Here is a 23,851-nt window from a genome sequence, read left to right as displayed (position 1 = left end):
GGGCAGCAGTGCGTGCCTGGCCCCAGGCCGTGAGTCTCGCATTCCATCATGGGGCGTCCCGGCCTGCCGGCTGGGTCTCCGCCAGCAGCACGGAGGCGCGGCGGGCCGCCGTGAGCAGCTCGTCCGACAGGGGCGTCCCCGCCGTCGCCTTGGCGATGCTCAGCGCCCCGATGCAGAGCGCGTAGGCCGCCAGCGCGCGCTCCCGGGCGCTCGCGCGGGCATCTCCGGAGAGGTTCGCGGCGATGCCCTGCACCATCAAGTCAATCTGCTGGGACAGCGTCTCCTTCAGCTCCGGCTCCCCGCGCGTCACCTCGGACACCACCGAGGGCAGCGGACACACGGGCACCTCCGCGTCGCGATGGGCCCGCGAGAGGTAGCGCCGCACGAGGTGGCTCATCCACTCCGCGCCCCGCAGGTCCTCCAGCCCCTGGAACCACTCTCCGCGGTTCTTGCTCATGATGCGCGTGAGCGACTCGACGAGCAGCGCCTGCTTCGAGCCGAAGTGCGCGTAGAAGCCGCCCACCGTCAGCCCGGCCGCGCGCATCACGTTCTCCACGCTCGTGGCGGAGAAGCCCTGCTGGCGGAACAGCTTCCCCGCCGCCTCCAGGATGCGCTCGTGTGTGGCCTGCTTCTGCTCCGGGGGGTGCCCCATCCGTTCTCACCTCGCTGCTCCGGATTATATCCATCATCCGGAGCCCGGTGGCCACGCCAGACCGTGACCTGGAAGGAGAAACGTTCAGGAAGGACGTGTGGCAGCCATACGGGCTTGCGACCATATTATGGCGATAATATGGTAGCCGGGCGATGACCGGGGCACGAGGCCTCGCCGCGAGTGGGAAGGGGTTTGCTGATGGATGCCTACATTCTGGATGCGGTCCGGACGCCGAGGGCCCGTGCGAAGCCTGGGAAGGGCGCGCTCAGCGGGCTGCACCCGCAGGAGTTGCTGGCGCAGACGCTGCAACAGCTTCCACAGCGCACGAGCGTGGACCTGTCGGAAGTCGACGACGTGGTGATGGGCTGCGTGGCCCAGGTGGAGGCCCAGGGCGCCAACATCGCGCGGCAGGCGCTGCTGGCGGCCCACTGGCCCATCACGGTGCCCGCGTTCAGCCTCAACCGCTTCTGCGGCTCGGGGCTGCAGGCGCTGTCGCTGGCCGCCATGGGCGTGGCTTCGGGAGCGCAGCGGCTCGTGGTGGCGGGCGGCGTCGAGCAGATGAGCCGGCTGGGCCTGGGGGCGGACGGCGGAGGGACGGACGGGGGCAACACCCGCCTGCGCGAGCGCCTCTTCCAGATTCCCCAGGGCATCTCCGCCGACCTCATCGCCACGCTGGAGGGCTTCTCGCGCGCGGAGCTGGATGCGTTCGGCCTTCGCTCCCAGCAGCTCGCCACGCGGGCGCAGGCGGAGGGGCGCTTCAGCCGGAGCCTCTTCCCCGTGAAGCACCCGGACACCGGCGAGGTGCTGCTGGCCGCCGATGACTCTCCGCGCGCGGACACCTCCATCGAGAAGCTGGCGGCGCTCTCCGCTTCCTTCACGCAGCTGGGCGCCCTGGCCGCCGGCCTCGACGGCGAGACGCTGGATGCGCTGGCGGTGCGCGCGTTTCCCCGGGCCCGCGAGGTGCGGCACCTGCACACGGCCGGCACGTCCAGCGGCATCGTGGACGGCGCGGCGGCCATGCTGGTGGCTTCGGGTGACTACGTGCGGGCGCACGGGCTGAAGCCTCGCGCGAGGGTGCGGGCCGTCTCCGCCGTGGGGAGCGACCCGGTGTTGATGCTGACGGGGCCGGCTCCCGCCGCGCTCAAGGCCCTCAAGGCCGCGGGCATGACGGCGCGCGACGTGGACCTGTGGGAAATCAACGAGGCCTTCGCGGCCGTCGTCCTCCAGACGGCGCGCGCGCTGGAAGTGGACCTGGAGCGCGTCAATGTGAATGGCGGCGCCATCGCCCTGGGCCATCCGCTGGGCGCCACCGGGGCCATGCTCGTCGGGACCGCCGTGGACGAGCTGGAGCGGCGAGGCGGCACGGTGGCCGTCGTCGCGCTGTGCACGAGCGGCGGCCAGGCGGTGGCGGCGGTGCTCGAGCGCGTGTAGACCTCGAGGCCGGGAGGTCCGCATGGCCGCACCGCTGGAGTTCTGGTTCGAGTTCGGGAGCACCTACTCGTACGTGGGGGCGCTGAGAATCGAGGAGGAGTGCCGGGCTGCCGGTGTGCCCCTGGTGTGGAAGCCGTTCCTCCTGGGGCCGCTGTTCACCGCGCAGCTCGGCATCAAGGACTCGCCGTTCAACGTGAACCCGGTTCGTGGCCGGTACATGTGGCGCGACCTGGAGCGGCTGTGCGCGAGGCACGGCCTGCCCTGGCGCCGGCCGAGCGTCTTCCCGCGAGGCACCATCCTCGCGTCGCGGGTGGCCTGCGCGGGCGAGGGTGAGCCCTGGCTCGGGGACTTCATCCGCGCCGTCTTCCGCGCCAACTTCGCCGAGGACCGCGACATCTCTCAGCCCGCCATCCTCGCGGAGGTGTTGGGCGGGCTGGGAGTCGACTCCGAGCGGGTGCTCGCCGCGGCTGTCACCGAGGAGAACAAGGCCCGGCTCCGCGCGAACACCGACCAGGCCGCGGCGCTGGGCATCTTCGGCGCGCCCAACTGCGTCACCCGGGGAGAGCTGTTCTTCGGGCAGGACCGCATCGGCGACGCCATCTCCTGGGCCCTGTCCTAGGGTTTCAGGCATCTCCAGGCCGCGTCCGCCAACACCTTCTCGATGCCAGGCTTCAGCTCGCCCCGGCCGCTGGCCCAGTAGCGCAGCAACTCCTGCGCGGGTCCGAGCAGCAGCGGCATGTACGCGGTGGACGGCAGGTGGAGCAGCTGGCCTTCCCTGGCGAAGGTCTTCAGCCGGGTGAAGCCCTCACGCAGGAAGTCGCCCGTCGCGGACTGAATCTCCGGCTCGGCGGCGGCCACCGCTTCTTCGCGGCGCATCCGGATGAGGTAGCGCGCCGCGTCCGGGTTCGCGCGCGACCAAGTGATGTGGTGCATGACGACGGTGCGCACGAAGCCCTCCGCGTCGTGCTCGCGCTCCAGCCGCGCGCGCAGCACCTCCTGATGCTGGCGCAGGCAGTCGATGTAGAGGGCGACGGCGATGCCCTCCTTCGCTCCGAAGTGGTGGTAGACGCTGCCCACGCTGGCACCGCTGGCCTTGCGGATGTCCTCGATGGTCGTCGCCGCCCACCCCAGCCGGGTGAAGCATTCGAGCGCGGCGTCCAGGATGGCGCGGCGGCTCCGCTCTCCCACGGCGCTTCGGCGTGACTTCTCCATGAAGGGAGCTTGTTTCCCACAGCCCCGCTCCAGTCAACGCCGCCTTCGCCCCTGCCGCGCGTCATGGTGTTCCGTGCGGGCGTGCTAGCGTCCGCCCCGTACGGGGGGCGTGATGGACCTGGAAGCAGAGCTCCGCGTTGCCCTGGCGGAGGGATTCGTCTCACGTGAAGAGGCAACCGCGCTGCTGGAGGAGGCCCGCCAGCGCAGGTGCGGGCTCCTGGCGCTGCTCGTCGAGCAGGGCCGGGTGTCCGAGGCATCCCTGGCGCGCCTGGGGGGAGGCCTGGTTTCTCCGGCAGGGCATGAGGCCGCGGCGACGCTGACGCTCGGTGGAGACCCTCCCTCCGCGGGACGCTCCGATGCCGGGCCCACGTTCCCGGTGCCCGGGTGGGAGCGGTACCAACCCGTGCGCTTCCTGGGCCAGGGAGGCATGGGCCGGGTGTTCCTCGCGCATGACCCACGCCTGGGCCGTCACGTCGCCCTCAAGTTCGTCCACGGCGGAGCTCCTGATTTGGTGCGCCGCCTGTTGTTCGAGGCCTCCGCGCAGGCGCGCGTGGAGCATGCGTGCGTTTGCCGGGTGTACGAAGTGGGCGAGGTCCAGGGCCACCCCTTCATCGCCATGCAGTACGTCGATGGCCAGCCGCTCCACCTGCTGGAGCCCGGCCTCACCGTGCGTCAGAAGGCGCAGGTGCTTCGCGACGTCTGTGAGGGCGTCCACGCCGCGCACCGTGCCGGGCTCATCCACCGTGACATCAAGCCCTCCAACATCCTGGTGGAGCGCACGGAAGAGGGCGGGCTTCGGCCCTACGTCATGGACTTCGGCCTGGCGCGGGACTGGAAGGAGGGTGTCACCGCCAGTGGCTCCGTGCTCGGCACGCCGCAGTACATGGCTCCCGAGCAGGCCCGGGGAGAGGTGTCCCGGCTGGACCGGCGTGCGGACGTCTACAGCCTGGGCGCCACGCTGTATCACCTCCTCACGGGGACGCCTCCCGTCTCGGGTGCCAATGCCCTGGAAGTGCTCGCCCGTGTGGCCACCGAGGAGCCCCGGCCGCTGCGCGCACTGGAGCCAGACCTGCCCGCGGACCTGGAGGCCATCACGCTCAAGTGCCTGGAGAAGGAGCGGGGCGCGCGCTATGGCTCGGCGCGGGAGCTGGCCGACGACCTGGGGCGCTTCCTCGCGGGGGAGCCCGTGCGAGCCCGGCCCTTCGGATGGAGCTACAGCCTGCGCAAGTGGCTGGGACGGCACCGGAGGCTCGTCGCGGTGGCCGCCGTGGCGCTGGGGGTGACCGTCGCGCTGCTGGGGCGCATCGCCGCCGTCCGCCATGAGGCGGCCCAGCGCGAAGCCCTCGCACGGCGCTTCACCGAGCAGGTGGAGCGCCTCGAGGCGATGGCCCGCTACTCGGGCCTGGCCCGGCTGCATGACACGCGAAAGGAGCGCGAGGCGCTGCGCGTGCAGCTGGAGCACCTCGTGGAGGAGGTGCGCGCGGCCCGGGACCTGGCGGGTGGACCGGGGCAGTACGCGCTGGGGCGTGGCTTCCTCGTGCTGGGAGACGATGCCAGGGCGCGTGAGCACCTGGAGGCCGCATGGCGCATGGGCTACCAGGAGCCTCGCGTCGCCTGGGCCCTGGCGTTGGTGCTGGGGCGCCTGTACCGGGAGCCGCTGCTGGAGGCGGAGCGCCTGCCGGACGCCCGGCAGCGCCAGAAGCGCCGCGAGGCGTTGGCGCGCGACTACCGCGAGCCGGCCCTGACCTGGTTGCGCGCGAGCGAGAACGCGGAGGTGCCTTCGACGGGCTATGTCGCGGCGCTGCTCGCCTTCTACGAGGACCGGCTGGACGAGGCCCTGTCGCGGCTGGATTCCGCGGGGCCGCAACAGGCGTGGTCCCACGAAGTGCTCCTGCTGCGCGGCGACATCTATCAGGTGCGGGCCGCCCGGCGGTGGAGCTCGGGAGACAGGGAGGGGGCACGGGCCGACCTGGAGGCCGGGCGTCACGCCTGCACGGAGGCCGCCGCCATTGCCGAGAGCGTCCCCGAGGTGCACTACGCCCTGGCGCGGCTGGAGTACGCGGAGCTGGTGATGGAGCTGTATGGCAGGGGCGAGGTGCTTCCCGCGTATACCCGGGGGCTGAAGGCGGTGGCGCGGGCGCTCACGGCGGATGCCGGCTTCGCGTCGGCGAAGCTCCTGGAGGCCCGCTTCCACAACAGGCTCGCCGAGTACGAGATGATGCGGGGCGAGGACGTCGAGGCTCCGCTCCAGCAGGCGATGGCCGCCGCGCGAGAGGCGCTGGCGCTCCGCCCCGAGCTCGTCAAGGCGCGCATGGAGCTGGGGCAGAGCCTCTGGCGCCGTGCCCGCTCCCTTCAAGGCCGGGGGAAGGACCCGAGCGAGCCGGTGCGCCAGGCCATCGAGGTGCTCGAGGGCATCCCCGAGAGCTCACGCGATTACGAGCTCCACGCCACGCGCTGCCTGGTCTTCCGCGTCCAGGCGGACCACGCGGAGGCCACGGGGGGAGACCCGCTCCCCGCGCGCGAGCGGGCCATCCAGGCCTGCCGCGACGCCATCCAACTGGACGAGGCGCTGCCGGATGCGTGGCTCAACCTGGGAATGACCTACCTGGCAAGGGCCGCCTGGCCGGGGGCTCCGGATGCGGAGGGAGACCTGCGGCAGGCGCTCGTCGCGCAGGAGAAGGCCCTGGAGCTCAATCCCCGCAACTACGTGCCGTACTTCCTGGGCGGTACCCTTCACCAGCAGCTGGCCGAGCGCCGCGTGCGCGGCGGAGGAGATGGCCGTCCGGACCTGGAAGCAGCCCTGCACCTGTACCAGCGCGGTGTCGCCATCAACGCGCGTGTCCCCCAGCTGCACCATGGCGTGAGCGCGACGCTGCTGGCGCTGGCACGCGAGACGTGGGAGCAGGGCGCGGATGCCTTCCCCGTCCTGGAGCAGGCGCGGGCCGCGTGCGAGCAGGCCATCGCCGTGGCTCCGCGGCAGGGGTATGGGCAGAACAACCTCGGAGAGGTGCATACCCTGCGGGCCGTCTACGAGTGGCTCCTGGGCAGGGAGCCGGAGGCCTCGGCCCGCGCCGCGGAGGCGGCGTATCGCGAGGCCGTCGAGCTGCTGCCGGGAATGGCCCTGCCCTGGGTCAACCTCGCCAGGGTGCATCACCTGCGGGCCACCGTGCTGCTGGAGCGGGGGAGGGACCCGGGCGCGGAGGTGGCCAGGGCGGAGGCGGCCCTGCGGGAGGCCTTCAAACGCAACCCCGAGGAGGCCGAGGCCTGGCTGTATCAGGGCCGGGTCCACGAGGTGCTCGCTCGCGGGTTCGCCTCGCGAGGGCAGCTTCCGCGCGCGCGGGAGTCCTTCGACGTGGCGGCACGCGCCTTCGACACGGCGCTCCAGCGGATGCCCGTGAGCCAGGACTTCCAGCTCGCCTTCGGTCAGTTCTGCCGTGAGCGCGCGCGCTTCGCGCGGAAGGCGGGGGAGGCTCCCGGGGCATGGCTGGAGCGGGGCGTGAACGTGGCGGACGCGCTGCTCGCCGCGCGCCCGCGGTGGGCGGACGCGCTGCTGCTGCGGGCGAGCCTGCTGCGCGAGCTGGAGCCACGCGCGTCCACGGAGGCCTCGGCGGCGGAGCGGGCCCGTGAGGACCTCGAGGCGGCACTCGCCCGCAACCCCTCGCTGAGGCACGAGTGGTCGCGGCGGGTGGTGGCGGGTGCCGGCTCCGCGCCTTGAGCGGGCGCTACCGCCGCCCGCCGTCCCGCCTGTCTTCGAAGGGGTCGGTGGTCGTGGCGATCTCCACGGTGCCAGTGATGGGAACGAGCGCGGCGCCGGCATCGGTACCGGCGTCCGAGGGGTTGCAGAGGGAGGTCATGGACCAGGCGGTGCTGCCTGTCGCATTTATCGAGATGTCCAGGTCGCAGGAGTTCTCCGCCCTGGGGAGGGAGATGGTGACGGTGCCTGCGTTGTCTGTCGCCGTGCCGCCCCCGTCCGACTGGCACACCGTGCTCTTGAAGAGCCCTCCATCCGTGAAGACGGTGAACGTCACGGGACTCGCGGCACAACTGGACTCGAACGTCACGGTGCCGTTCGGGATGACACAGGCGTAGTTCTGGCGCGCCACGCCGCCGTCAACCGCGTCGAGTGTGTAGTCATTCGTGACGGCACCGCCATCCGCGCAGCCCGCGTCCCGCGCCGTGGTCAGGCGCGCGCTGCCTGCTCCGATGCGCTCGCGTCCCTCCTCCGGCGCAGCGGGGGCCTGTTGCGGGGTGGCCTTCGTGGTGCAGCCGGCGGTCCCCACCAGCGCGGCCGTCAGCATCCCTCCGAGACTCCGGGCGTACGGCCACCTCGACTCAAATCTGCTCATGTCTGTCCAACCCTCCCTGAGGTGATGCGATTGCAATGCGTGCACCACCACGCCTCAACGGAGCCCCAGTTCCTTCAGGCGGCGGCCCAGCGCGCGGCGGGACACCTCGAGCGTGCGCACCATGGTGTCCAGGTCACCCTGGCACGCGTGGAAGCAGCGGGTGAGCTCCTCCACGCTCAGGTCCCCGGCGGTGCGCAGGTGGGGCGTGCGCTCGATGAGGTCATAGACGGAGGTGCGGTGGATGCCGAGCCGGTCCGCAGCGGCCTGGAGGTCCCAGCCGACCTCCCGGAGCGTGGCGAGGAGCTCCTCCGTGGAGATGTCCGAGGGCTTGCGGCGGACGACGGCGGAGCCGGCCGGCGCCGGGGGGGCGGCAGCGCGGCCCGCGGTGGACGGGGCGGCCAGGGCCAGCTCCTGCTCGAGCTGTGCATCGAGCCGCAGGTGGGGCTGGCCCCGGTTGCTGATGACGAGCTGCCGCGCCACGTTGCGAAGCTGGCGGATGTTGCCGGGCCACGCGTGGCGCACCAGGCGGACCGCCAGGGGCGCCGGGAGCCACGGCCCGCAGAAGGGGTCTTCCGGCTCCAGCCGGTGGGCCTCCCCGAGCGGCTGGAGCTCCTCTCGCGCGAAGTGGTGGAAGAGGGGGCCCACGTCCTCGAGCCGCTCGCGCAGCGGAGGCACGCGGAGGGAGTAGCCCGCCAGCCGGTGCAGCAGCGGCGCCTTGAAGCGGCCGTCACGAATCTGTTCCTCCAGGTGCGCGTCCGTGGCGGCCACCAGCCGCACGTCCACCTTCAGCGCCGTGCGCGAGCCGACGGGGAAGATTTCCCCCGACTCCAGCACGCGCAGCAGCATGACCTGGACCTCGGGGGGCGCCTCGCCCACCTCGTCGAGGAAGAGCGTGCCGCCGTGGGCGGTCTGGAAGAAGCCCTCCTGGTCCTTCACCGCGCCGGTGAACGCGCCCTTGCGCGCGCCGAACAGCTCGGAGGCGGCCAGCTCCCGGGGGATGGCGCCCAGGTTGACGCTGACGAAGGGCTGCGTGCGCCGGGGGCTGCGCTGGTGGATGGCGCGGGCGATGAGCTCCTTGCCCGAGCCCGTCTCACCCCGGATGAGGACGGGCACGCCCAGGTCCGCCACCTGCTCCACGTGGCGGCGCACCCGCTGGAGCCCGGCGCTGGTGCCCACCATGCCCAGCGTGTCAGGCGACGTGGGGAGCTCGGGGTCCGCCAGGTGGAGCAGCAGCACCACCCGCCCGGCCAGCACCAGCGGCACGCCCGCGGCCACCTCCCCGGCGGACAGCTCCCAGGCGCCGTCCAGCGGCGCTCCTCCGAGCGACACCTTCGTGTTGTCGCCGGGCTCGAGGCGCACGTGCCCCTGGGGACCGGGGCACAAGCGCAGCGGCTTGCGGCTGAGGAAGGGGTCCGCCAGGGGAAGGCCCACCGCGCTCCCGGGACGCACGAACAGGGGGCCACCGCGGGAGAGGTGGACCTCGCGGCCGGCGGCGAGCGCATCCAATAACAGCCGTTCTCCCACGCGCCGGGGCTGGGGATGCGAGACGACGGTCAGCGCGGGAACGAGCGGGGCGTCATGAGGATGCCGCTCCTCACCAGACTCACGAACGTTGGCCGTGGAGAAGTCCTCGAAGGGCGGCTCGCGCATGGGGCTCCACCGGGAGAGGGGGACGGCAAGTCTACTTCGGCCGGAGCCGCTCGCGCCTTCCAGTTCTCCTGGGTGCCAGCAGACCCGGCGGGCGGAGTGGAAGGGGTTGACCGCCGCCACGCGTGGAGTTCGAGGGTTCCACGCGTGGAAACGCCCTCCGAAGTCTGTCTTTCAGGGGAGGCGCCCCGGGCACAGCGCTTGCTGTCGGGTCCTGCGCAGTCGAGAGGGCAGTCCAACGCAACTCCATACTCAGGGGTGACTCCAATGAATTATCTGTCTGGCTCCGCCACGTCTTGGTTTGACGGGAAGAACTCTCACATCCGCGTCTATGCCCTGGCGACGGATTCCAAGCTCCGCGAGTTCTGCTGGGACACGGACCACTGGGAGCCCGGTGCCTTCACCAACCAGTTCTCCGCCATCGAGCCTTCGGCGGTGGCGTCGTGGTCCGTGGGCGGGCAGATCCACCTGCGCGTCTATGCCCTGGGCAGCAACGGCAAGCTGCAGGAGTACTGCTGGGACTCCGACAAGTGGTACGTCGGCGCCCTGTCCAACCAGTTCTCCGGCATCGGCGCGCCCGCGGCGACCGCGTGGGTGGACCGGGGCGGGCAGGCGCACCTGCGCGTCTACACCCTGGGCACGGACTACAAGCTGCAGGAGTACTGCTGGGACTCCGACAAGTGGTACTCCGGGGCCCTCTCCGGCAAGTACTCCGCGACCCACTCGCCCGCGGCCACCTCGTGGGTGGATGGCGGCGGCCAGGCCCACCTGCGCGTCTACGCCCAGGGGGCGGACTACAAGCTGCAGGAGTACTGCTGGGACTCCGACAAGTGGTACCCCGGCGCCCTGTCCGAGAAGTACTTCCTCGTCGGCGCGCCCGCGGCCACCTCGTGGGTGGATGGCGGCGGCCAGGCCCACCTGCGCGTGTACGCCGTGGCCGCGGACTCGAAGATGCAGGAGTACTGCTGGGACTCCGACAAGTGGTACGTGGGCGCCTTCACCAACCAGTTCTCCGCCAGCGGCTCGCCCGCCGTGACGTCCCGGCTGCAGGGGCAGCAGATCCACATCCGCGTCTACGCCCTGGGCGGCGACCAGCAGCTCCACGAGTACTGCTGGGACAGCGACCGGTGGTACGTCGGCCAGTTCCCCGGCAGGTGAGCCGGGTGTCCTGAGGGCGGGAGCCCGGCCCTCGTCTGCTCACGGGCCGGGCTTCGTCGATGGCTTGGGCGCGCGTCAGGTCACTCCGCCGCCGCGTCCTCGCCGAGCAGCAGCCGGCGGACGATGGGCACGGGCGGGTAGCCGTGGGAGACCACCTCGTCATGGAAGCGCTGGAGGGTGAAGTCCTTGCCCCACTTCACCTTCGCGTCCTCGCGCAGCTCCATCAGCATCTTCTTGCCCAGCACGTACACGAGGTACGTCGGGTCCGACGTGCCCCGGCGCGCCTCACGCTCCGCGTTGACGTGCGTCATGTACGCCTCCTCCTCGAAGAGGCGCACCGCCTGCTCGTACGTCATGCCGCGCGTGTGCAGCGACAGTCCCGCCAGGTAGCGCGCCAGCCGCTGGAGGTAGAGCGCGAGCTGGTTCAGCCGCAGCCGGTCCGCCTGCGCGCCCGTGCCGCCGTAGCCCTCGTCGAGCATCATCTGCTCGGTGTACAGGCCCCAGCCCTCGCTGAACGAGCCCGAGCCGAACAGCCGGCGCACCTTCGACTGGATGCGGTTCGTCCAGAGGAATTGCACGTAGTGTCCGGGGTACGCCTCGTGGATGGAAACGATTGGCAGCGCGTAGCGGTTGTAGAAGCTCATGTGCTGCGAGGTCTGCTCCGGGTTCCACGTCGGGTCCGGCGGCGTGACGTAGTAGTACGCCTCCGTCGCCTTCGTCTCGAACGGGCCCGGCGTGCTCATGCTCGCGAAGGACAGCGCGCGGTTGAACGCCGGCGTCTCCGCCACCCGTGCGCGGACCTCGCTGGGCACGGTGATGATGCGGCGGTCGATGAGGAACTGGCGGATGTCCTCCAGCGTCGCCGTCGTCGTGGACACCAGCTCCGCGGGCGCGGGGTGGTCCTTGCCCAGCTCACGGTACACGTCCATGGGCGCCTTGCCCGGCGCGAGCCGTCCCGCCACCTCGCGGAACTGCTCCTGCGTGCGCTTCATCTCCGCGCGGCCCCAGGCCAGCAGTGAGTCGATGCTCTCGGTGACGCCCTCCTCGTACTGGAGCTTCTGGCGGTACGTCTCCTCTCCAATCGCGAAGGCCCCGTTCGAGCGCGGCAGCAGGTCCTCCTTCAGGAAGCGGATGTAGCCGTCGATGGCCTCCAGGCAGCGGGCCTGCTCCTTCTTGAAGGCGTCCTGGAGCGCGGCGTCCTTCACCGGCTCGAAGGCCAGGGGCAGCGTCTGCGCATAGAGCGCGCGGGTGCCCTTCACCTGCTCGAGGGCAATCTCCGTCCACAGCTTCGGTGGGTTCTGGAGGTTCGCCCGGGCCGCCGCGAAGACCTCCGGCACCACCGACATGCGCTTCACCGCCGAGCGCATCCGGTCCTCCAGCGGCGCGAAGTCCCGGTTGATGAGCTGGAACACGGAGTTCGAGGCGAAGCCCAGGTACGCGTTCGGGTTGCGCTCCCACGAGCGCACCGTCTCCAGGTCCAGGATTTTCGCCCGGAAGTGGTTCTCCAGCATGTCGTAGTCGGCCCGGTCCCCGGGCGGCAGCGCGGCGCGGTCCACCGCCCTGGGCAGCGCGGCGAGCCGGTCCTTCAGGTACGCCAGGTTCGAGGCCCGCTCCTCGGGCCGGAAGCCGCGCAGCTCGCCGTCATAGGTGTGGAGGCCCGCGGACGTGGCGGCCATCGGCGAGCGGCGGAAGTGCTCCTTGAGGTGCGCGTCCACGAAGGCGCGCAGCGCCACCTGGGCGGGAGCCAGCGCGGGCGTGGCGGCCTGGGCGGCCGGAGACTCCACCTGCGCGGGCGGGCGCGAGGTGGTGCAGCCAGGGGAGAGCAGCAGCAACGCGGCGAGGATGCTCGTGGGGCGCAGTGCGTTCATGGAGCCTTTGGGGAAGGGGACGCGTGAGGAGCGCCGGGAGCGTCGCCGAAGGCCCCGGAGGCGACAAGCGCCAGGCGGCATCCCGGGCCAGGGCGGTGTCACCCGTCAGCCTGCTCGGCGCCCTCGAACGTCGTCCAACTCTTCGACGTTTGATTACATTGTCGCATCCCCAGGGCCGCGCTCAGTGGCAGCGAGCCGGGGCCACCGCGCGGTAGACGAGCACCGCCGCCGCCAGCAGTGGCACCGCCCGCTGGAGGACGAAGGCCGCGGCGCGGGGCCGGTGCTTCCATAGTCCCGCCTGGAGCTGTGCTCCGAGCAGCGCGGGCAGGCCGCCCAGCGCGAAGGCCCCCAGCACCAGCGCGCCGCCACCGAAGGAGCCGCTCGCCAGCGCCGCCGCGAAGACACCGTACAGCAGGCCACAGGGCAGCAGCGGCGTCACCGCCCCCAGTGCCCCCGCGCGGCCCGTCCACGAAAACTTTGCGCCCCGGCGCGAGACGTACCGCACGACGTGCGCCAGACCCGGCAGCGGGCGCAGCCGCTTGCCCACCTCCAGCGCGGAGGCCACCAGCGCCGCCGCCATCAGCCAGGGCAGCCAGGGACGCGTGGACACGGCCAGGGCCTGCGTCACTCCGCCACCGAGTGCGCCCAGCGCCCCGCCCACGAGCGTGTACGCCGCCACGCGTGCCCCCTGGTACGCGAGCACCGCGCGGCGCCGCTCGGGGCCGGGCACCGCGGGCAGCCCCGCGCAGGCCAGCGGCCCGCACATGAGGAGGCAGTGCACGCTCCCGGTGAGCCCCACCGTCAGCGCACCGAGTGCGCCTGCCGCCACCGTTGAAGCGGGCGAGAGCGCGGCGGTCAGCGATGAAAGGGCGGTCATTTCGAGCGGCATGTCCTCCTGCTTCGCAACAGGCATGCCGTTCGCAAGGTGACACCGTGCATGCCTGCCTCCTCGCAAGCCGCACCCGCTTCGGACGCCTGCCTCCACTGCGGCAGTCCCGTCCCCGTGGGCGCGGCGTCGCGCGGCTTCTGCTGCGCGGGGTGCGAGGCCGTCCATGGCCTGCTGCGGGAGCAGGGCCTCACCCGCTACTACCAGCTGACGCAGGGGAAGGCGGCGCCCGCGCCGGAGCCTCGCAAGGAGCGGGGCTTCGCGTGGCTGGAGCCGCTGGTGGCTCGCGCGGAGGCCGTGCCCGGCCCGGTGTGTGCGCTGGAACTGGACGTGCAGGGCATCCACTGCGCCGCGTGCGTGTGGCTGATGAACGAGCTGTTCCGCCGGCAGCAGGGCGGAGCGGGGCTCACGGTGGACCCGGCGCTGGGCAAGGTGCACCTGCAGTGGCGGCGCGGCGCCTTCGACGTGGGCGGCTTCCTGCGCGGGGTGGAGGGCTTCGGCTACCTCTTCGGCCCCAGCCGCAAGCACCCGGAGGCCGCCAGCCTGGACCTGCCCATCCGCCTGGGCATCTGCGCCGCGCTCACGATGAACGTGATGCTGTTCTCGGTGAGCTTCTATGTCGGGCTCACGCCCGAGGATGGCGACGTCTTCCGCCTCTTCACGCGGCTGAGCCTGGCGCTGTCCACGGGGGTCGTCCTGGTGGGCGGGTGGCCGTTCTTCCGCTCCGCCGCGCAGGGGTTGCGCCGCGGCGTGCTGCACCTGGACCTGCCGATTGCGCTGGGCATCCTCCTCGTGTTCGGCACCTCGCTGGTGCAGGCCCGGGGCGGCCGGGGCGACCTGGCCTACTTCGACACGCTCAACACCTTCGTCACGCTGATGCTGGTGGGGCGCTGGCTCCAGCAGCGGGTGCTGGAGCGCAACCGCCGCTTCCTCCTGGAGGATGACGGCGCGGAAGGGCTGTTCGTCCGCAGGCAGGAGGGCGAGCGGCTCTCCACGGTGCGCGCCGCCGAGGTGGGCGAGGGCGACGTGCTCGTGATTGCGCCGGGCGACCTGGTGCCCGTGGACGCGGTGCTGCTGGACTCGGCCGCGCGCGTGTCCACGGACTGGATTACGGGCGAGCCCGGGGAGCGCGCCGTGGCCCCGGGGGAGTCGCTGCCGGCGGGGGCCTTCAATGCGGGCCGCGAGGCGGTGCGCGTGCGCGCGGCGCAGGCCTTCACCGACTCTCCGCTGGTGGCGCTGCTGCGTCGCGCTCCGGCCGGGGTGGGAGCCGCCGCGGTCCACACGCGGTTCTGGGACCGGGTGTCGCGCCGGTGGGTGGTCACCGTACTGGCGGTGGCCGGACTGGGGCTCGCGCTGTGGTGGCCGGCCGGCCCGGACAAGGCGCTCGAGGTGGCGGTGGCGCTGTTGGTGGTGACGTGCCCGTGCGCCATCGGCATCGCCACGCCGCTCGCGTATGAGCTGGTGCAGGCGCGCCTGCGTCGTGTTGGCTTCTTCGTGCGGAGCACGGACCTGTTGGACCGGCTGCCTCGCGTGAGGCAGGTGCTGTTCGACAAGACGGGGACGCTGACGCTCGGACGGCTGGAGCTGGTGGACCGGACGTCGGTGGAGGCGCTGGCGCCCGAGGCCCGCGACGTGGCCTTCGACCTGACCTCGCGCAGCAACCACCCGGCGAGCCGCTGTCTCAGCGCGGCGCTGGCTCGCGTGGGAGCGCGGTTCTCCGCCGAGGCCCGGGTGACGGAGCACGCGGGGCAGGGCGTGGAGCTCACCCGTGACGGCGTGTGCTGGCGGCTGGGCCGGGCGCCCTGGGCCGTGACGGGGCAGGGACATCCGCCCGCCGAGGCGGCCCATGGCGCCTCCGCGCACGCGTCGCTGGCTCAGGCCTCCGCCGTCGAAGCCGCTCCTGCTTCGGGCCCCGTGCTCACCCGGGACGGCGTGCTCGTGGCCGCCTTCGCCCTGCGCGAGTCGGTCCGCTCGGACGCGCGGCGCGAGGTCCACGCGCTCCAGGAGGAGGGCCGCGCGGTGTGGCTCATCTCCGGCGACGCTCCGGCGCGCGTGAGGGCCCTGGCCGAGGCGCTGGGCATCCCCGTCACGCAGGCGCTGGCCGGACAGCGTCCCGAGGACAAGGCCTCGGCGGTGGCGGCGCTGGACGCGGCGGACACGCTCTACCTGGGCGACGGCGTCAACGACAGCCTCGCCTTCGAGCGCGCCCTCTGCGCGGGCACGCCCGCCATCGACCGGCCCGTGATGCCGGGCAAGAGCGACTTCTTCCTCCTGGGGGAGGGGCTCGCCTCCATCCGCGAGGCCCTCCGCCTGTCGCTGCGGCTGCGCCAGGTGGTGCACCGGCTGCTGACGCTCGCCGTGGCCTACAACGTCGTGGCCGTCACCGTGTGCCTCGCCGGGTGGATGACGCCGCTGCGCGCCGCGCTGGCCATGCCCGCCACCAGCCTCGCCACCGTCCTCTTCACCGTGTGGAGCCTGTCCCCCGCGCGCGAGCGCCCGGCCTCGCCTCCCACGCGGCTGCGGGAGGTGCCCGTATGAATGTCCTCGTCCTCCAGGTCTTCGTCAGCCTGATGCTCGTCGCCAGCTCGGTGCTGCTGTTCGCCTACAGCGTGCGCCACAGGGACCACGAGCACGCCGACCGCCTCTCCCTCTTCCCGCTCGAGGACGACAGCGCCCCACCGGCCGCCTCGCCCGAGCCCCAGCCTTCCGCTTCCGAGGAGTAACTCCGTGCAACAGCAACGCATCGTCTATGACGACACCACGGTCCGACGCTTCATCGCGGCGTCGGTGCTGTTCGGCATCGTGGGCATGGCGGTAGGGGCGCTGGTGGCCAGCCAGCTCGCGTGGTGGCAGGCCAACCTGGGCATCCCCTACACGACGTACTCGCGCCTGCGCCCGCTGCACACCAACGCGGTCATCTTCGCCTTCGTCGGCAACATGATGTTCGCCGGCATCTACTACTCCACTCAGCGCCTGCTGAAGACACGCATGGCGTCGGACGTGCTCTCGAAGATTCACTTCTGGGGCTGGCAGCTCATCATCGTCGCGGCGGCCGTGACGCTCCCGCTGGGCATCACCACCTCCAAGGAGTACGCGGAGCTGGAGTGGCCCATCGACCTGGCGATTACGGTCATCTGGGTGGTCTTCGCCATCAACTTCTTCTGGACGCTGAAGAAGCGCAACGAGAAGAACCTCTACGTCGCCATCTGGTTCTACATCGCCACCATCGTCACCGTGGCGGTGCTCCACATCGTCAACAGCCTGGCCCTGCCGTTCTCCCCGCTGAAGAGCTACTCCGTCTTCGCGGGCGTGCAGGACGCGCTGGTGCAGTGGTGGTACGGCCACAACGCCGTCGCCTTCTTCCTCACCACGCCCATCCTGGGCATCATGTACTACTTCCTGCCCAAGGCGGCGGAGCGGCCCGTCTACTCGTACCGGCTCTCCATCATCCACTTCTGGGCCCTGGTCTTCATCTACATCTGGGCCGGCCCGCACCACCTGCTCTACACCGCGCTGCCCGACTGGGCGCAGTCGCTGGGGATGATTTTCAGCGTCATGCTCTGGGCCCCGTCGTGGGGCGGCATGCTCAACGGCCTGCTCACGCTCAAGGGCGCCTGGTACAAGCTGCGCGAGGACCCCGTCCTCAAGTTCCTCATCGCCGGCGTCACCTTCTACGGCATGGCGACCTTCGAGGGGCCGCTCCTGTCCATCAAGTCGGTGAGCGCGCTGGGCCACTACACGGACTGGATTGTCGGCCACGTGCACAGCGGCGCGCTGGGGTGGAACGGCTTCATGGCCGCCGGCATGTTCTACTGGCTGGTGCCCAGGCTGTACGGCACGAAGCTGCACTCCACGAAGGCGGCGGACGCGCACTTCTGGCTCGGGACGGTGGGCATCCTCCTCTACGCGGTGTCCATGTGGATCAGCGGCGTCACCCAGGGGTTGATGTGGCGCGCCACCAACGCGGACGGGACGCTGCTCTACCCGAACTTCGTGGAGACGCTGCTGGCCATCCGGCCCATGTACATCGTCCGCTTCACGGGCGGCTCCATGTACCTGGTGGGCTTCATCATGATGGCGTGGAACCTGTGGAAGACGGCCCGCGCCGGCCAGCCCGTCAATGGCGAGGCCACCGTCGTCGTGGAGACGCCGGCCCCCGCGCCGGTGCCCGCCGCCACGCCCGCGCCCGGCTGGGTGCAGGTGGTGACGGGCCGGCCGCTCATCTTCGCCATCGCCATCCTCACGGTGACGATGTTCCTCGGCTGGGCGAGGCCGGTGCGCGCGCTGGTGCTGATGGGCGCCATCATCGCCCTGGGCGAGTTCGCCTGGATTGTCACCCGGCGCGAGCGCGAGGCGGGCAAGCCGTCCTGGTTCGGCCTCATCGAGGGCCGGCCGCTGGCCTTCACGGTGCTGACGCTGGTGGCCATTCTCATCGGCGGCGTCGCGGAGCTGCTGCCCACCATCATGCTCAAGCAGGCGGTGCCCGCGCACGGCGAGGCGCAGCAGCCGTACTCGCCGCTGGAGCTGCAGGGGCGTGACCTGTACGTCCGCGAGGGCTGCTACACGTGCCACTCGCAGATGATTCGCCCCTTCGTCGCGGAGACGCAGCGCTACGGCGACGTGTCCCGCGCGGAGGAGTTCATCTACGACCACCCCTTCCAGTGGGGGAGCAAGCGCACCGGGCCGGACTTGCACCGGCTGGGCGGCAAGTATCCGAACCTCTGGCACTACACGCACATGATGGACCCGCGAGCCACCAGCCCCGGCTCCAACATGCCGTCGTACCCGTGGCTGGCGAAGAACCCGCTCAAGACGAAGGAGGCGCCGAAGAAGCTGGCGCTGATGCAGAAGCTGGGCGTGCCGTACTCCAACGCGGACGTGGACACCGCGGAGGCCCGGCAGAAGTCACAGGCGGAAGGCATCACCGCGGACCTGGCCACGCAGGGGGTCACGGTGGCGTGGGACTCGGAGATGGTGGCGCTCATCGCCTACCTGCAGCGCCTGGGGCGTGGGCCGCAGGACGCGCCCGTGCAGCAGCCCGGCGGGCCGCCCACCGCCTCCGCCGATGGCAGCCAGGGAGGGAGTCGCTGATGTACAAGCAATTCTACGAGGGGATGACGCTGACAGAGCTTCCGCTCTTCGCGCTCATCCTGTTCATCGCGGTGTTCCTCGGTGTCTGCGTCTGGGTCTTCGGGGCGCGGCGCAGCCAGGACTTCGACGCGCTCGCGCGGCTTCCGCTCGCCGAGCGAGGGGAGGCGGGCCATGAGTGAGAAGGCACCGCTGCACTACATCTACGACGGCATCGAGGAGCACGACAACCGGCTGCCCAACTGGTGGCTGTTCATCCTGTGGACGTCGCTCGTGTTCAGCGCGGGCTACTGGTTCTGGTACCACATCGCGGAGCTGTCGCCGGGGCAGCTCGGCGAGTACTCCGGCGAGGCCGCTGAGGTGGCGAAGCGCAACGCGGACCACAAGCCCGTGTCCGACGAGACGCTGCTGGCGCTGGTGCAGGACCCGACAGCGGTGGGCAACGGCAAGGCCGTGTTCCAGGCGAACTGTGCCTCCTGCCACGGCGCGCAGGGACAGGGGCTCATCGGTCCCAACCTGACGGACGGCTTCTGGCTGCATGGCGGCGGCAAGCCGGTGGGCATCCACAAGGTGGTGGCCGAGGGCGTGGTGGCCAAGGGCATGCCCGCGTGGGAGCGCACGCTGGGGGCCGAGCGCGTGCGCGCGGTCTCCGCGTACGTGCTGACGCTCAAGGGAACGAACGCGCCCGGTGGCAAGGCGCCGCAGGGTGAGCCCGAGCAGCCGTAGCGCCCGAGCACGGAGAGGACGCGTCGTCATGGCAGCCGCACCGCAGCAGGACAGTCCCCGCATCGACCAGCTCAGCTCCATCCGGGCGGATGGCTCGCGTCTGGCCATCCACCCCTCGGACATCCACGGCCGGTTCATCACCCGGCGGCGGGTGCTGTTCGCGGTGCTGATGACCTTCTACGTGGCGCTGCCCCTGGTGGAGGTGGGCGGCCACCCGGCAGTGCATCTGGACGTGGCGGCGCGCCGCTTCTACCTCTTCGGCGGCACGTACAACGCGCAGGACTTCTGGCGTGTCCTCTTCCTCGTCACGTCGGTGGGCTTCGGCCTGCTGTTCGTCACCGCCTGGCTGGGCCGGGTGTGGTGCGGCTGGGCGTGCCCTCAGACGGTGTTCCTGGAGGGCGTGTACCGGCCGATAGAGCGCTTCTTCGACGGGCCCCGCGAGCGGCGGCTGAAGCTGGCGGGCTCGCGGTGGACGCCAGGCAGGGTGGGGCGCGCGGGGCTGAAGCATGGCGCGTACCTGGGCGTGTCGCTGCTCATCTCCCACGCGGCGCTGAGCCTCTTCGTGTCCGCGGGCGGGCTGGTGTCCATGGTGTCCGAGGGCCCGGCCGTGTCGCCGGTGGCCTTTGCGTGGGCCATGGCCGTCACCGGCGCGCTGTACTTCAACTTCGCGTGGTTCCGGGAGCAGCTGTGCGTGGTGGTGTGTCCCTACGGCCGGCTCCAGTCGGCGATGCAGGACAGGGACTCGCTCATCATCGGCTACGACGTGAAGCGGGGAGAGCCTCGCGGGCGGATGCTGAAGGCGAAGCCGGGCGAGGTGGCTCCGCCGCGCGGGGACTGCGTGGACTGCCGCAGGTGCGTCACGGCGTGCCCCACCGGCATCGACATCCGCAACGGCTTGCAGATGGACTGTCTGGCCTGCGCGCAGTGCGTGGACGCGTGCGACGACGTCATGGACAAGGTGGGCCGGCCGCGTGGGCTCATCCGGTATGACTCGCTCAACGGGTTGGATGGGAAGCCCCGCCGCGTGCTGCGGCCCCGGCTGGTGCTGTATGGCGCGCTGATGGTGGCGGCCCTCACCGGCCTCACGCTGAGCCTCGTGCAGCGCGTTCCCTTCGAGGCCAACCTGCTGCGCTTCCAGGGCACGCCGTACCTCATCGAAGCGGGTACGGTGCGAAATCAGTTCGAGCTGCACCTGGTGAACAAGAATCCGGGCGAGACGACCTTCACGATTCGCGTGGACAGCCCCGTGCCCGCGCAGGTGGTGGTGCCCCAGGCGGAGGTGAAGCTCGCCTCGTTGGAGAGCTTCCGCGTCCCGCTGTTCATCACGGTGCAGCGGGAGCGCGTCAGCGGGCCCTTCGTCTTCACGGTGGAAGTGAAGGACTCGGCGTCCGGTGAGGTGAAGCGGATGGAGGCGCGGTTCCTGGGGCCGGTTGGCGGGTGATGGCTCGCTGATGCCAGGTCGCGCCTCACCAGGAGATGCGCGTGCCCAGCCCCAGGGACTGGGTGTTCGGATAGCCCGTGAGCGAGCCCGTGAGGGGACGGTAGGCGCGCACGTCGATGGACAGCGGCAGTCGACCCAGCATGAAGGTCACCTGTCCCCCCAGGAAGTAGAAGAGGTCAGCCCTGCTGCCGGATGCGGAAACGGCGGGCCCCAGGAGGAGGGCGGGACGGATGGGGCCCCGGTCGAATCCGACGCGCAGCACTCCCGCGAGCTGGAAGAGCATTCCCTTGCGGGTGGTGTAGACCTCCCCTTGGGGAGTGTTCGGTGTGACGATGCGCTGGGAGCCGGCGCCGAAGTAGAGGGCCAGCTCCGGACCCACCGCGATGTACGGATTGAACCGGGCGAGCAGTTGGACTCGTGCTCCCGGTCCGCTGTGCTCACCGCCTTCGATGTCGTTCGCGAAGGCGTAGCTCAGCTGGAGGCCCAGTTCCGGCCGGACGCCCTCGGACAACCCGGACTGCTTCGGAGCTTCGCTGGCCTCAGGCTCGCTCGGAGCCGCCTCCTGGGCCAGGGCCCCACCCGCCGAAAGACACAGCAGCACGGCTACACGGAACATGGATGTCATCATCCCACCGGTGCAAGACGTACGTGCCGGCCCCTCCACCCGCGTCGCGCCCAGGCACTCTAGGCGGGCAGGCCCTGAAGTCAATGGGGTGTCTTCAAGGCATTCGCGCTCGCAATGCCTCTCATTGTGTCAGCGGCTCGCTCAGCACGAGCAGCCCGCGCACCATATCCACCACACACCCGGGAGATATGGAGTGGAGGCGGCGGGAATCGAAGCCGCCCCCACCCGTCGCACTCCGGGGGCCATGAGACGCAGCTCACGGCGCCACCGGAGTGCCTGGCGTCCCTGCTACTCGGTGGCCCCCCCATCAGGTTGAGGCCGCGGGTCGCACGCAATCTCCGGGCAGTTCTTGGACGCCGAGCACGTGATGCCGTCGCAGCAGCGGTACGGCTCGCTGGCGGGGCAGGCACAGGGGCAGTACATCGTCCCGCCGCACCCGTCCGGAAGGCTGCCGCACTGGCCGCCCTGCTGCGCGCAGGTGGTCTTCGTGCAGCACAGGTTGTCCGGCATGCACGTCTGGTTGAACGAGCAGTACCCGCAGTCCACGGGCCCCAGGCGGGACTCGAGGATGGTCCCACACTGCTTTCCGAGCTCCTGCTGGCACTGCGTGCGCGTCAGTTGCTGCCGCTGCTCCGCGAACTTCAGCTCGTTGAAGGTGGCGAACTGACGGGTCGGCGCGGTGGCCGAGGGCGCCGTGAAGGTGTACCAGTACCCCGTCGTCGCCACCGCGCGCTGCCGCTCCTGCTCCAGGGCGGTGGCATCCATGCCCGTCGCCACCACGCCGGGCAGCGTCAGCCACACGGTGGCCTGGCTCCCCGCCGGAGGAAGCGGCGCGAGGACGCGGGCCTCCCCCATCGTCGCCAGGGGATTGACCACCACCTTCGCGATGGACGAGCCCACGATGAAGTCGGGCCGCGCCATCGCGCGCGGCTCGAACACCGACGGGGACAGGCCGCTCACCCGGAGCAGCACCCCGTCGTTGACCACCTGCTTCTGCCCGTCGGTGATGACCTCGAAGCCCGCCGTGACGCGGACCTTTTCGACGGTGCTGACAGTGATGACGCTCTGCTGCTGTGTCGCCACTGCCGCGGCGGGGGCCGGGGCCAGCGCCTTCTCACGCTCGGTGCAGCCCGCCAACAGAAGCGCAAGGATGAGGAAACGTCTCATGGGTATTCAATCTCCACGTCATCGACCGCCAGGGTGCCGGACGAGGCCTCGCCGGCCTCACCGAATCGCAGGCGGACCTTGGTGATGTTGCCGAGGTGCAGGGCAGACACATCGAACGCCTCCATGGGCAGACGGTATGTCTGAAACGCACCGGAAGTCGTGTCATGCCGCTGGGCCGTCGGCTCGGTGCTGCCGTCCAGTCGCTGCTGGGCAGGCGACCAGATGTTCGCGGGCGACACCGGGGCCACGAAGTCCTTCAGTCGGACGGACACCGCCTGGCGGCGACCCGAGGCATCCTCCAGCTCGACCTGGAAGCTGCTCTGGCCCGGAGCGCTGCGCAGCGGCTGCTGGGCCACCCGCAGGTTGAGAGAGCGCGCCCAGCCCAGGTCCCTGTCGGACGGGGCCAGCGTGAACTCGTACGCCGCCTGCGCGGCCCAGGAGAAGAGGACGCCCTGCGTCTGGTTGAAGAAGCGGTTCTCCACCTCCACCTCCGACGCCAGGTTGCGGTCCAGCAGCAGGCGCTCCTCCGTGCCCGTCACCGTGAAGGTCACCGGCTGGCCGTTGCTGGACAGCGTCCGGCTCAGATTGAACTCGTAGTCGTCGATGATGCGCGACGTCGCGCCGGTGCGCAGCTGGGACTGGGAGACGAGCCGGAGCGTCGAGGGCACCCCTATGCAGCCAATCATCTCGGTCGCGTCGCTGTAGCCCCAGCTGGTGTTGAAGGCATTGTGATTGCCTCCCATCAGCCGCAGGGTGAAGCGGTTGCCCGTGGCCCGGTCATAGTGGCGGAACGGCATCACGGAGGGGAACGCCCCGTTGACGTCGCCGTCGGCGCTTCCGTACAGCAGGAGGTAGGGCACGTCCGGGGCCACGAAGCCCCCGTACTCCAGGACGTAGCTGACGGGCGACAGGCTCACGATGCCCTTGATGCCGGAGGGCTGCGGAGCGACGGCCAGCGAGCCACCCGGAGGGACGATTCCGGAGCGCGACACCGTCCCGGCCAGGTGCTTGAGCTGCGCGAGCATCACCTGCACCGCCTCTCCGCCGCGCGAGTGCCCGACGAGGTAGGTCCGGCCGAGGTCGATGCGGCCGCTCAGGCTCCCCGCTCCCAGCGACGCGGCGTGGGTGACGAGGTGCTCGATGTTCTTCAGAGTGACCCAGGCGCGCAGGAGGATGCCGGCGCCCCGGATGTCCGGGTACGGGTCTCCGGCGCCCGACATCTCGTCCAGGTCCACGCTCAGTGTCACGTAGCCGCGCTTCGCCAGGTGCTCCTGGAGGTAGGCGTAGCCCCGGCAGTTCTCGTCGGACGTCATCGTCGCCGCGACGCGGACCCAGAAGAGGGAGCCGGAGCTGTTCCGCTCGCCCACGTACAGCGGGGTGTGGTTGCCGTGCGCGAAGACGACGAGGGGACGGCTCACGCTCATGTCGGTGGGGTGGGTGACCCGGCCCCGCAGCCGGAAGGGCTGGGGCGCTCCCACGTTGAGCCCGTCCCAGCCGTCCGGCACCGTCGTGGTCGCGAGCGGGGCCACCCCGAGGGGGGATGCGTCCCATCTCGTCGGGGCGGTTCCGTTTCCGGGCTGCACCCGGAATTCATACGGAGGCTG

19 protein-coding genes are annotated in these 23,851 nt (G+C 71.0%); 10 read left to right on the top strand and 9 right to left on the bottom strand.

Features of this window, described 5'->3' with window-relative positions; translation table 11 throughout:
• Window positions 1–46 precede the first annotated feature (46 nt).
• A complete protein-coding gene (locus ACX9TP_RS35755) occupies window positions 47–652 on the bottom strand; it encodes a TetR/AcrR family transcriptional regulator (protein WP_482975132.1) in 606 nt (201 codons plus the stop codon).
• Between the two features lie 198 nt (window positions 653–850).
• Between ACX9TP_RS35755 and ACX9TP_RS35750 the strand changes: the two genes are divergently transcribed.
• Both ACX9TP_RS35750 and ACX9TP_RS35745 read left to right on the top strand, forming a co-directional pair.
• Window positions 851–2,083, top strand: coding sequence for an acetyl-CoA C-acyltransferase (locus ACX9TP_RS35750; RefSeq protein WP_482975131.1), 1,233 nt, complete (start codon window positions 851–853; stop codon window positions 2,081–2,083).
• Between the two features lie 22 nt (window positions 2,084–2,105).
• Window positions 2,106–2,702, top strand: coding sequence for a DsbA family protein (locus ACX9TP_RS35745; RefSeq protein ID WP_482975130.1), 597 nt, complete (start codon window positions 2,106–2,108; stop codon window positions 2,700–2,702).
• On the opposite strand, the gene ACX9TP_RS35740 is transcribed toward ACX9TP_RS35745, so the two are convergent.
• Entirely contained in the window at window positions 2,699–3,295 is a 597-nt protein-coding gene (locus ACX9TP_RS35740) for a TetR/AcrR family transcriptional regulator (RefSeq protein ID WP_482975129.1), read from the bottom strand. The genes ACX9TP_RS35745 and ACX9TP_RS35740 overlap by 4 nt on opposite strands.
• Before the next feature lie 112 nt (window positions 3,296–3,407).
• Here ACX9TP_RS35740 and ACX9TP_RS35735 point away from each other — a divergent pair, with 112 nt between their 5' ends.
• Complete coding sequence (locus ACX9TP_RS35735; RefSeq protein ID WP_482975128.1) at window positions 3,408–7,010, top strand: serine/threonine-protein kinase; 3,603 nt, start codon at window positions 3,408–3,410, stop codon at window positions 7,008–7,010.
• Window positions 7,011–7,017: 7 nt separating this feature from the next.
• Here the strand turns inward: ACX9TP_RS35735 and ACX9TP_RS35730 are convergent, their stop codons facing one another.
• Complete coding sequence (locus ACX9TP_RS35730) at window positions 7,018–7,593, bottom strand: hypothetical protein (RefSeq protein WP_482975127.1); 576 nt, start codon at window positions 7,591–7,593, stop codon at window positions 7,018–7,020.
• 102 nt (window positions 7,594–7,695) lie between these two features.
• Window positions 7,696–9,291 carry a sigma 54-interacting transcriptional regulator gene (locus ACX9TP_RS35725; protein WP_482975126.1) on the bottom strand — a complete coding sequence of 532 codons (1,596 nt, stop codon included), beginning with the start codon at window positions 9,289–9,291 and terminating at the stop codon, window positions 7,696–7,698.
• A 264-nt stretch (window positions 9,292–9,555) separates the two neighbouring features.
• Between ACX9TP_RS35725 and ACX9TP_RS35720 the strand changes: the two genes are divergently transcribed.
• Window positions 9,556–10,446: a hypothetical protein gene (locus ACX9TP_RS35720; protein WP_482975125.1), complete on the top strand. Its 891-nt coding sequence runs from the start codon at window positions 9,556–9,558 to the stop codon at window positions 10,444–10,446.
• A gap of 80 nt (window positions 10,447–10,526) precedes the next feature.
• On the opposite strand, the gene ACX9TP_RS35715 is transcribed toward ACX9TP_RS35720, so the two are convergent.
• Together ACX9TP_RS35715 and ACX9TP_RS35710 are read right to left on the bottom strand one after the other, a co-directional pair.
• A complete protein-coding gene (locus ACX9TP_RS35715) occupies window positions 10,527–12,314 on the bottom strand; it encodes a DUF885 domain-containing protein (RefSeq protein WP_482975124.1) in 1,788 nt (595 codons plus the stop codon).
• Window positions 12,315–12,495: 181 nt separating this feature from the next.
• The gene (locus ACX9TP_RS35710; protein ID WP_482975123.1) at window positions 12,496–13,203 is read right to left on the bottom strand and encodes a sulfite exporter TauE/SafE family protein; all 708 of its coding nucleotides are present in this window, start codon (window positions 13,201–13,203) and stop codon (window positions 12,496–12,498) included.
• A gap of 48 nt (window positions 13,204–13,251) precedes the next feature.
• Here ACX9TP_RS35710 and ACX9TP_RS35705 point away from each other — a divergent pair, with 48 nt between their 5' ends.
• From ACX9TP_RS35705 to ccoG, 6 genes are read left to right on the top strand one after another with little or no spacing between them, the layout of a single operon-like run.
• Window positions 13,252–15,738 carry a heavy metal translocating P-type ATPase gene (locus ACX9TP_RS35705; RefSeq protein ID WP_482975122.1) on the top strand — a complete coding sequence of 829 codons (2,487 nt, stop codon included), beginning with the start codon at window positions 13,252–13,254 and terminating at the stop codon, window positions 15,736–15,738.
• On the top strand, window positions 15,735–15,923 hold the full coding sequence (locus ACX9TP_RS35700; protein ID WP_482975121.1) for a cytochrome oxidase: 189 nt from the start codon (window positions 15,735–15,737) through the stop codon (window positions 15,921–15,923). Before ACX9TP_RS35705 ends, ACX9TP_RS35700 begins: the two co-directional genes overlap by 4 nt.
• A gap of 4 nt (window positions 15,924–15,927) precedes the next feature.
• Window positions 15,928–18,291, top strand: a complete 2,364-nt coding sequence (ccoN, locus tag ACX9TP_RS35695; protein WP_482975120.1) for a cytochrome-c oxidase, cbb3-type subunit I — start codon at window positions 15,928–15,930, stop codon at window positions 18,289–18,291.
• Complete coding sequence (locus ACX9TP_RS35690; RefSeq protein WP_482975119.1) at window positions 18,291–18,470, top strand: cbb3-type cytochrome oxidase subunit 3; 180 nt, start codon at window positions 18,291–18,293, stop codon at window positions 18,468–18,470. Before ccoN ends, ACX9TP_RS35690 begins: the two co-directional genes overlap by 1 nt.
• Complete coding sequence (locus tag ACX9TP_RS35685; protein WP_482975118.1) at window positions 18,463–19,014, top strand: c-type cytochrome; 552 nt, start codon at window positions 18,463–18,465, stop codon at window positions 19,012–19,014. The genes ACX9TP_RS35690 and ACX9TP_RS35685 overlap by 8 nt, the downstream gene beginning before the upstream one ends.
• Window positions 19,015–19,042: 28 nt before the next feature.
• Window positions 19,043–20,455, top strand: coding sequence for a cytochrome c oxidase accessory protein CcoG (ccoG, locus tag ACX9TP_RS35680; protein ID WP_482975117.1), 1,413 nt, complete (start codon window positions 19,043–19,045; stop codon window positions 20,453–20,455).
• A 25-nt stretch (window positions 20,456–20,480) separates the two neighbouring features.
• Here ccoG and ACX9TP_RS35675 read toward each other — a convergent pair whose 3' ends face one another.
• The 3 genes from ACX9TP_RS35675 to ACX9TP_RS35665 all read right to left on the bottom strand — a co-directional run bounded on the left by ACX9TP_RS35675 (window position 20,481) and on the right by ACX9TP_RS35665 (window position 23,776).
• Window positions 20,481–21,071 carry a hypothetical protein gene (locus ACX9TP_RS35675; protein ID WP_482975116.1) on the bottom strand — a complete coding sequence of 197 codons (591 nt, stop codon included), beginning with the start codon at window positions 21,069–21,071 and terminating at the stop codon, window positions 20,481–20,483.
• A 297-nt stretch (window positions 21,072–21,368) separates the two neighbouring features.
• Window positions 21,369–22,247: a hypothetical protein gene (locus ACX9TP_RS35670; protein WP_482975115.1), complete on the bottom strand. Its 879-nt coding sequence runs from the start codon at window positions 22,245–22,247 to the stop codon at window positions 21,369–21,371.
• On the bottom strand, window positions 22,244–23,776 hold the full coding sequence (locus ACX9TP_RS35665) for an alpha/beta hydrolase (RefSeq protein WP_482975114.1): 1,533 nt from the start codon (window positions 23,774–23,776) through the stop codon (window positions 22,244–22,246). Before ACX9TP_RS35665 ends, ACX9TP_RS35670 begins: the two co-directional genes overlap by 4 nt.
• Window positions 23,777–23,851: the final 75 nt, after the last annotated feature.

The sequence above is a fragment of the Pyxidicoccus sp. M15 genome (assembly GCF_056858435.1).
Note: the sequence above shows the minus strand (reverse complement) of the source record. Positions and strands in the feature narration are given on the sequence as shown.

Excerpts from the sequence above, each read along its gene's own strand:
- ACX9TP_RS35755 (WP_482975132.1), bottom strand. The coding sequence starts at position 652 with ATGGGGCACCCCCCGGAGCAGAAGCAGGCCACACACGAGCGCATCCTG.
- ACX9TP_RS35750 (WP_482975131.1), top strand. The coding sequence starts at position 851 with ATGGATGCCTACATTCTGGATGCGGTCCGGACGCCGAGGGCCCGTGCG.
- ACX9TP_RS35745 (WP_482975130.1), top strand. The coding sequence starts at position 2,106 with ATGGCCGCACCGCTGGAGTTCTGGTTCGAGTTCGGGAGCACCTACTCG.
- ACX9TP_RS35740 (WP_482975129.1), bottom strand. The coding sequence starts at position 3,295 with ATGGAGAAGTCACGCCGAAGCGCCGTGGGAGAGCGGAGCCGCCGCGCC.
- ACX9TP_RS35735 (WP_482975128.1), top strand. The coding sequence starts at position 3,408 with ATGGACCTGGAAGCAGAGCTCCGCGTTGCCCTGGCGGAGGGATTCGTC.
- ACX9TP_RS35730 (WP_482975127.1), bottom strand. The coding sequence starts at position 7,593 with ATGCTGACGGCCGCGCTGGTGGGGACCGCCGGCTGCACCACGAAGGCC.
- ACX9TP_RS35725 (WP_482975126.1), bottom strand. The coding sequence starts at position 9,291 with ATGCGCGAGCCGCCCTTCGAGGACTTCTCCACGGCCAACGTTCGTGAG.
- ACX9TP_RS35720 (WP_482975125.1), top strand. The coding sequence starts at position 9,556 with ATGAATTATCTGTCTGGCTCCGCCACGTCTTGGTTTGACGGGAAGAAC.
- ACX9TP_RS35715 (WP_482975124.1), bottom strand. The coding sequence starts at position 12,314 with ATGAACGCACTGCGCCCCACGAGCATCCTCGCCGCGTTGCTGCTGCTC.
- ACX9TP_RS35710 (WP_482975123.1), bottom strand. The coding sequence starts at position 13,203 with ATGCCGCTCGAAATGACCGCCCTTTCATCGCTGACCGCCGCGCTCTCG.
- ACX9TP_RS35705 (WP_482975122.1), top strand. The coding sequence starts at position 13,252 with ATGCCTGCCTCCTCGCAAGCCGCACCCGCTTCGGACGCCTGCCTCCAC.
- ACX9TP_RS35700 (WP_482975121.1), top strand. The coding sequence starts at position 15,735 with ATGAATGTCCTCGTCCTCCAGGTCTTCGTCAGCCTGATGCTCGTCGCC.
- ACX9TP_RS35690 (WP_482975119.1), top strand. The coding sequence starts at position 18,291 with ATGTACAAGCAATTCTACGAGGGGATGACGCTGACAGAGCTTCCGCTC.
- ACX9TP_RS35685 (WP_482975118.1), top strand. The coding sequence starts at position 18,463 with ATGAGTGAGAAGGCACCGCTGCACTACATCTACGACGGCATCGAGGAG.
- ccoG (WP_482975117.1), top strand. The coding sequence starts at position 19,043 with ATGGCAGCCGCACCGCAGCAGGACAGTCCCCGCATCGACCAGCTCAGC.
- ACX9TP_RS35675 (WP_482975116.1), bottom strand. The coding sequence starts at position 21,071 with ATGTTCCGTGTAGCCGTGCTGCTGTGTCTTTCGGCGGGTGGGGCCCTG.
- ACX9TP_RS35670 (WP_482975115.1), bottom strand. The coding sequence starts at position 22,247 with ATGAGACGTTTCCTCATCCTTGCGCTTCTGTTGGCGGGCTGCACCGAG.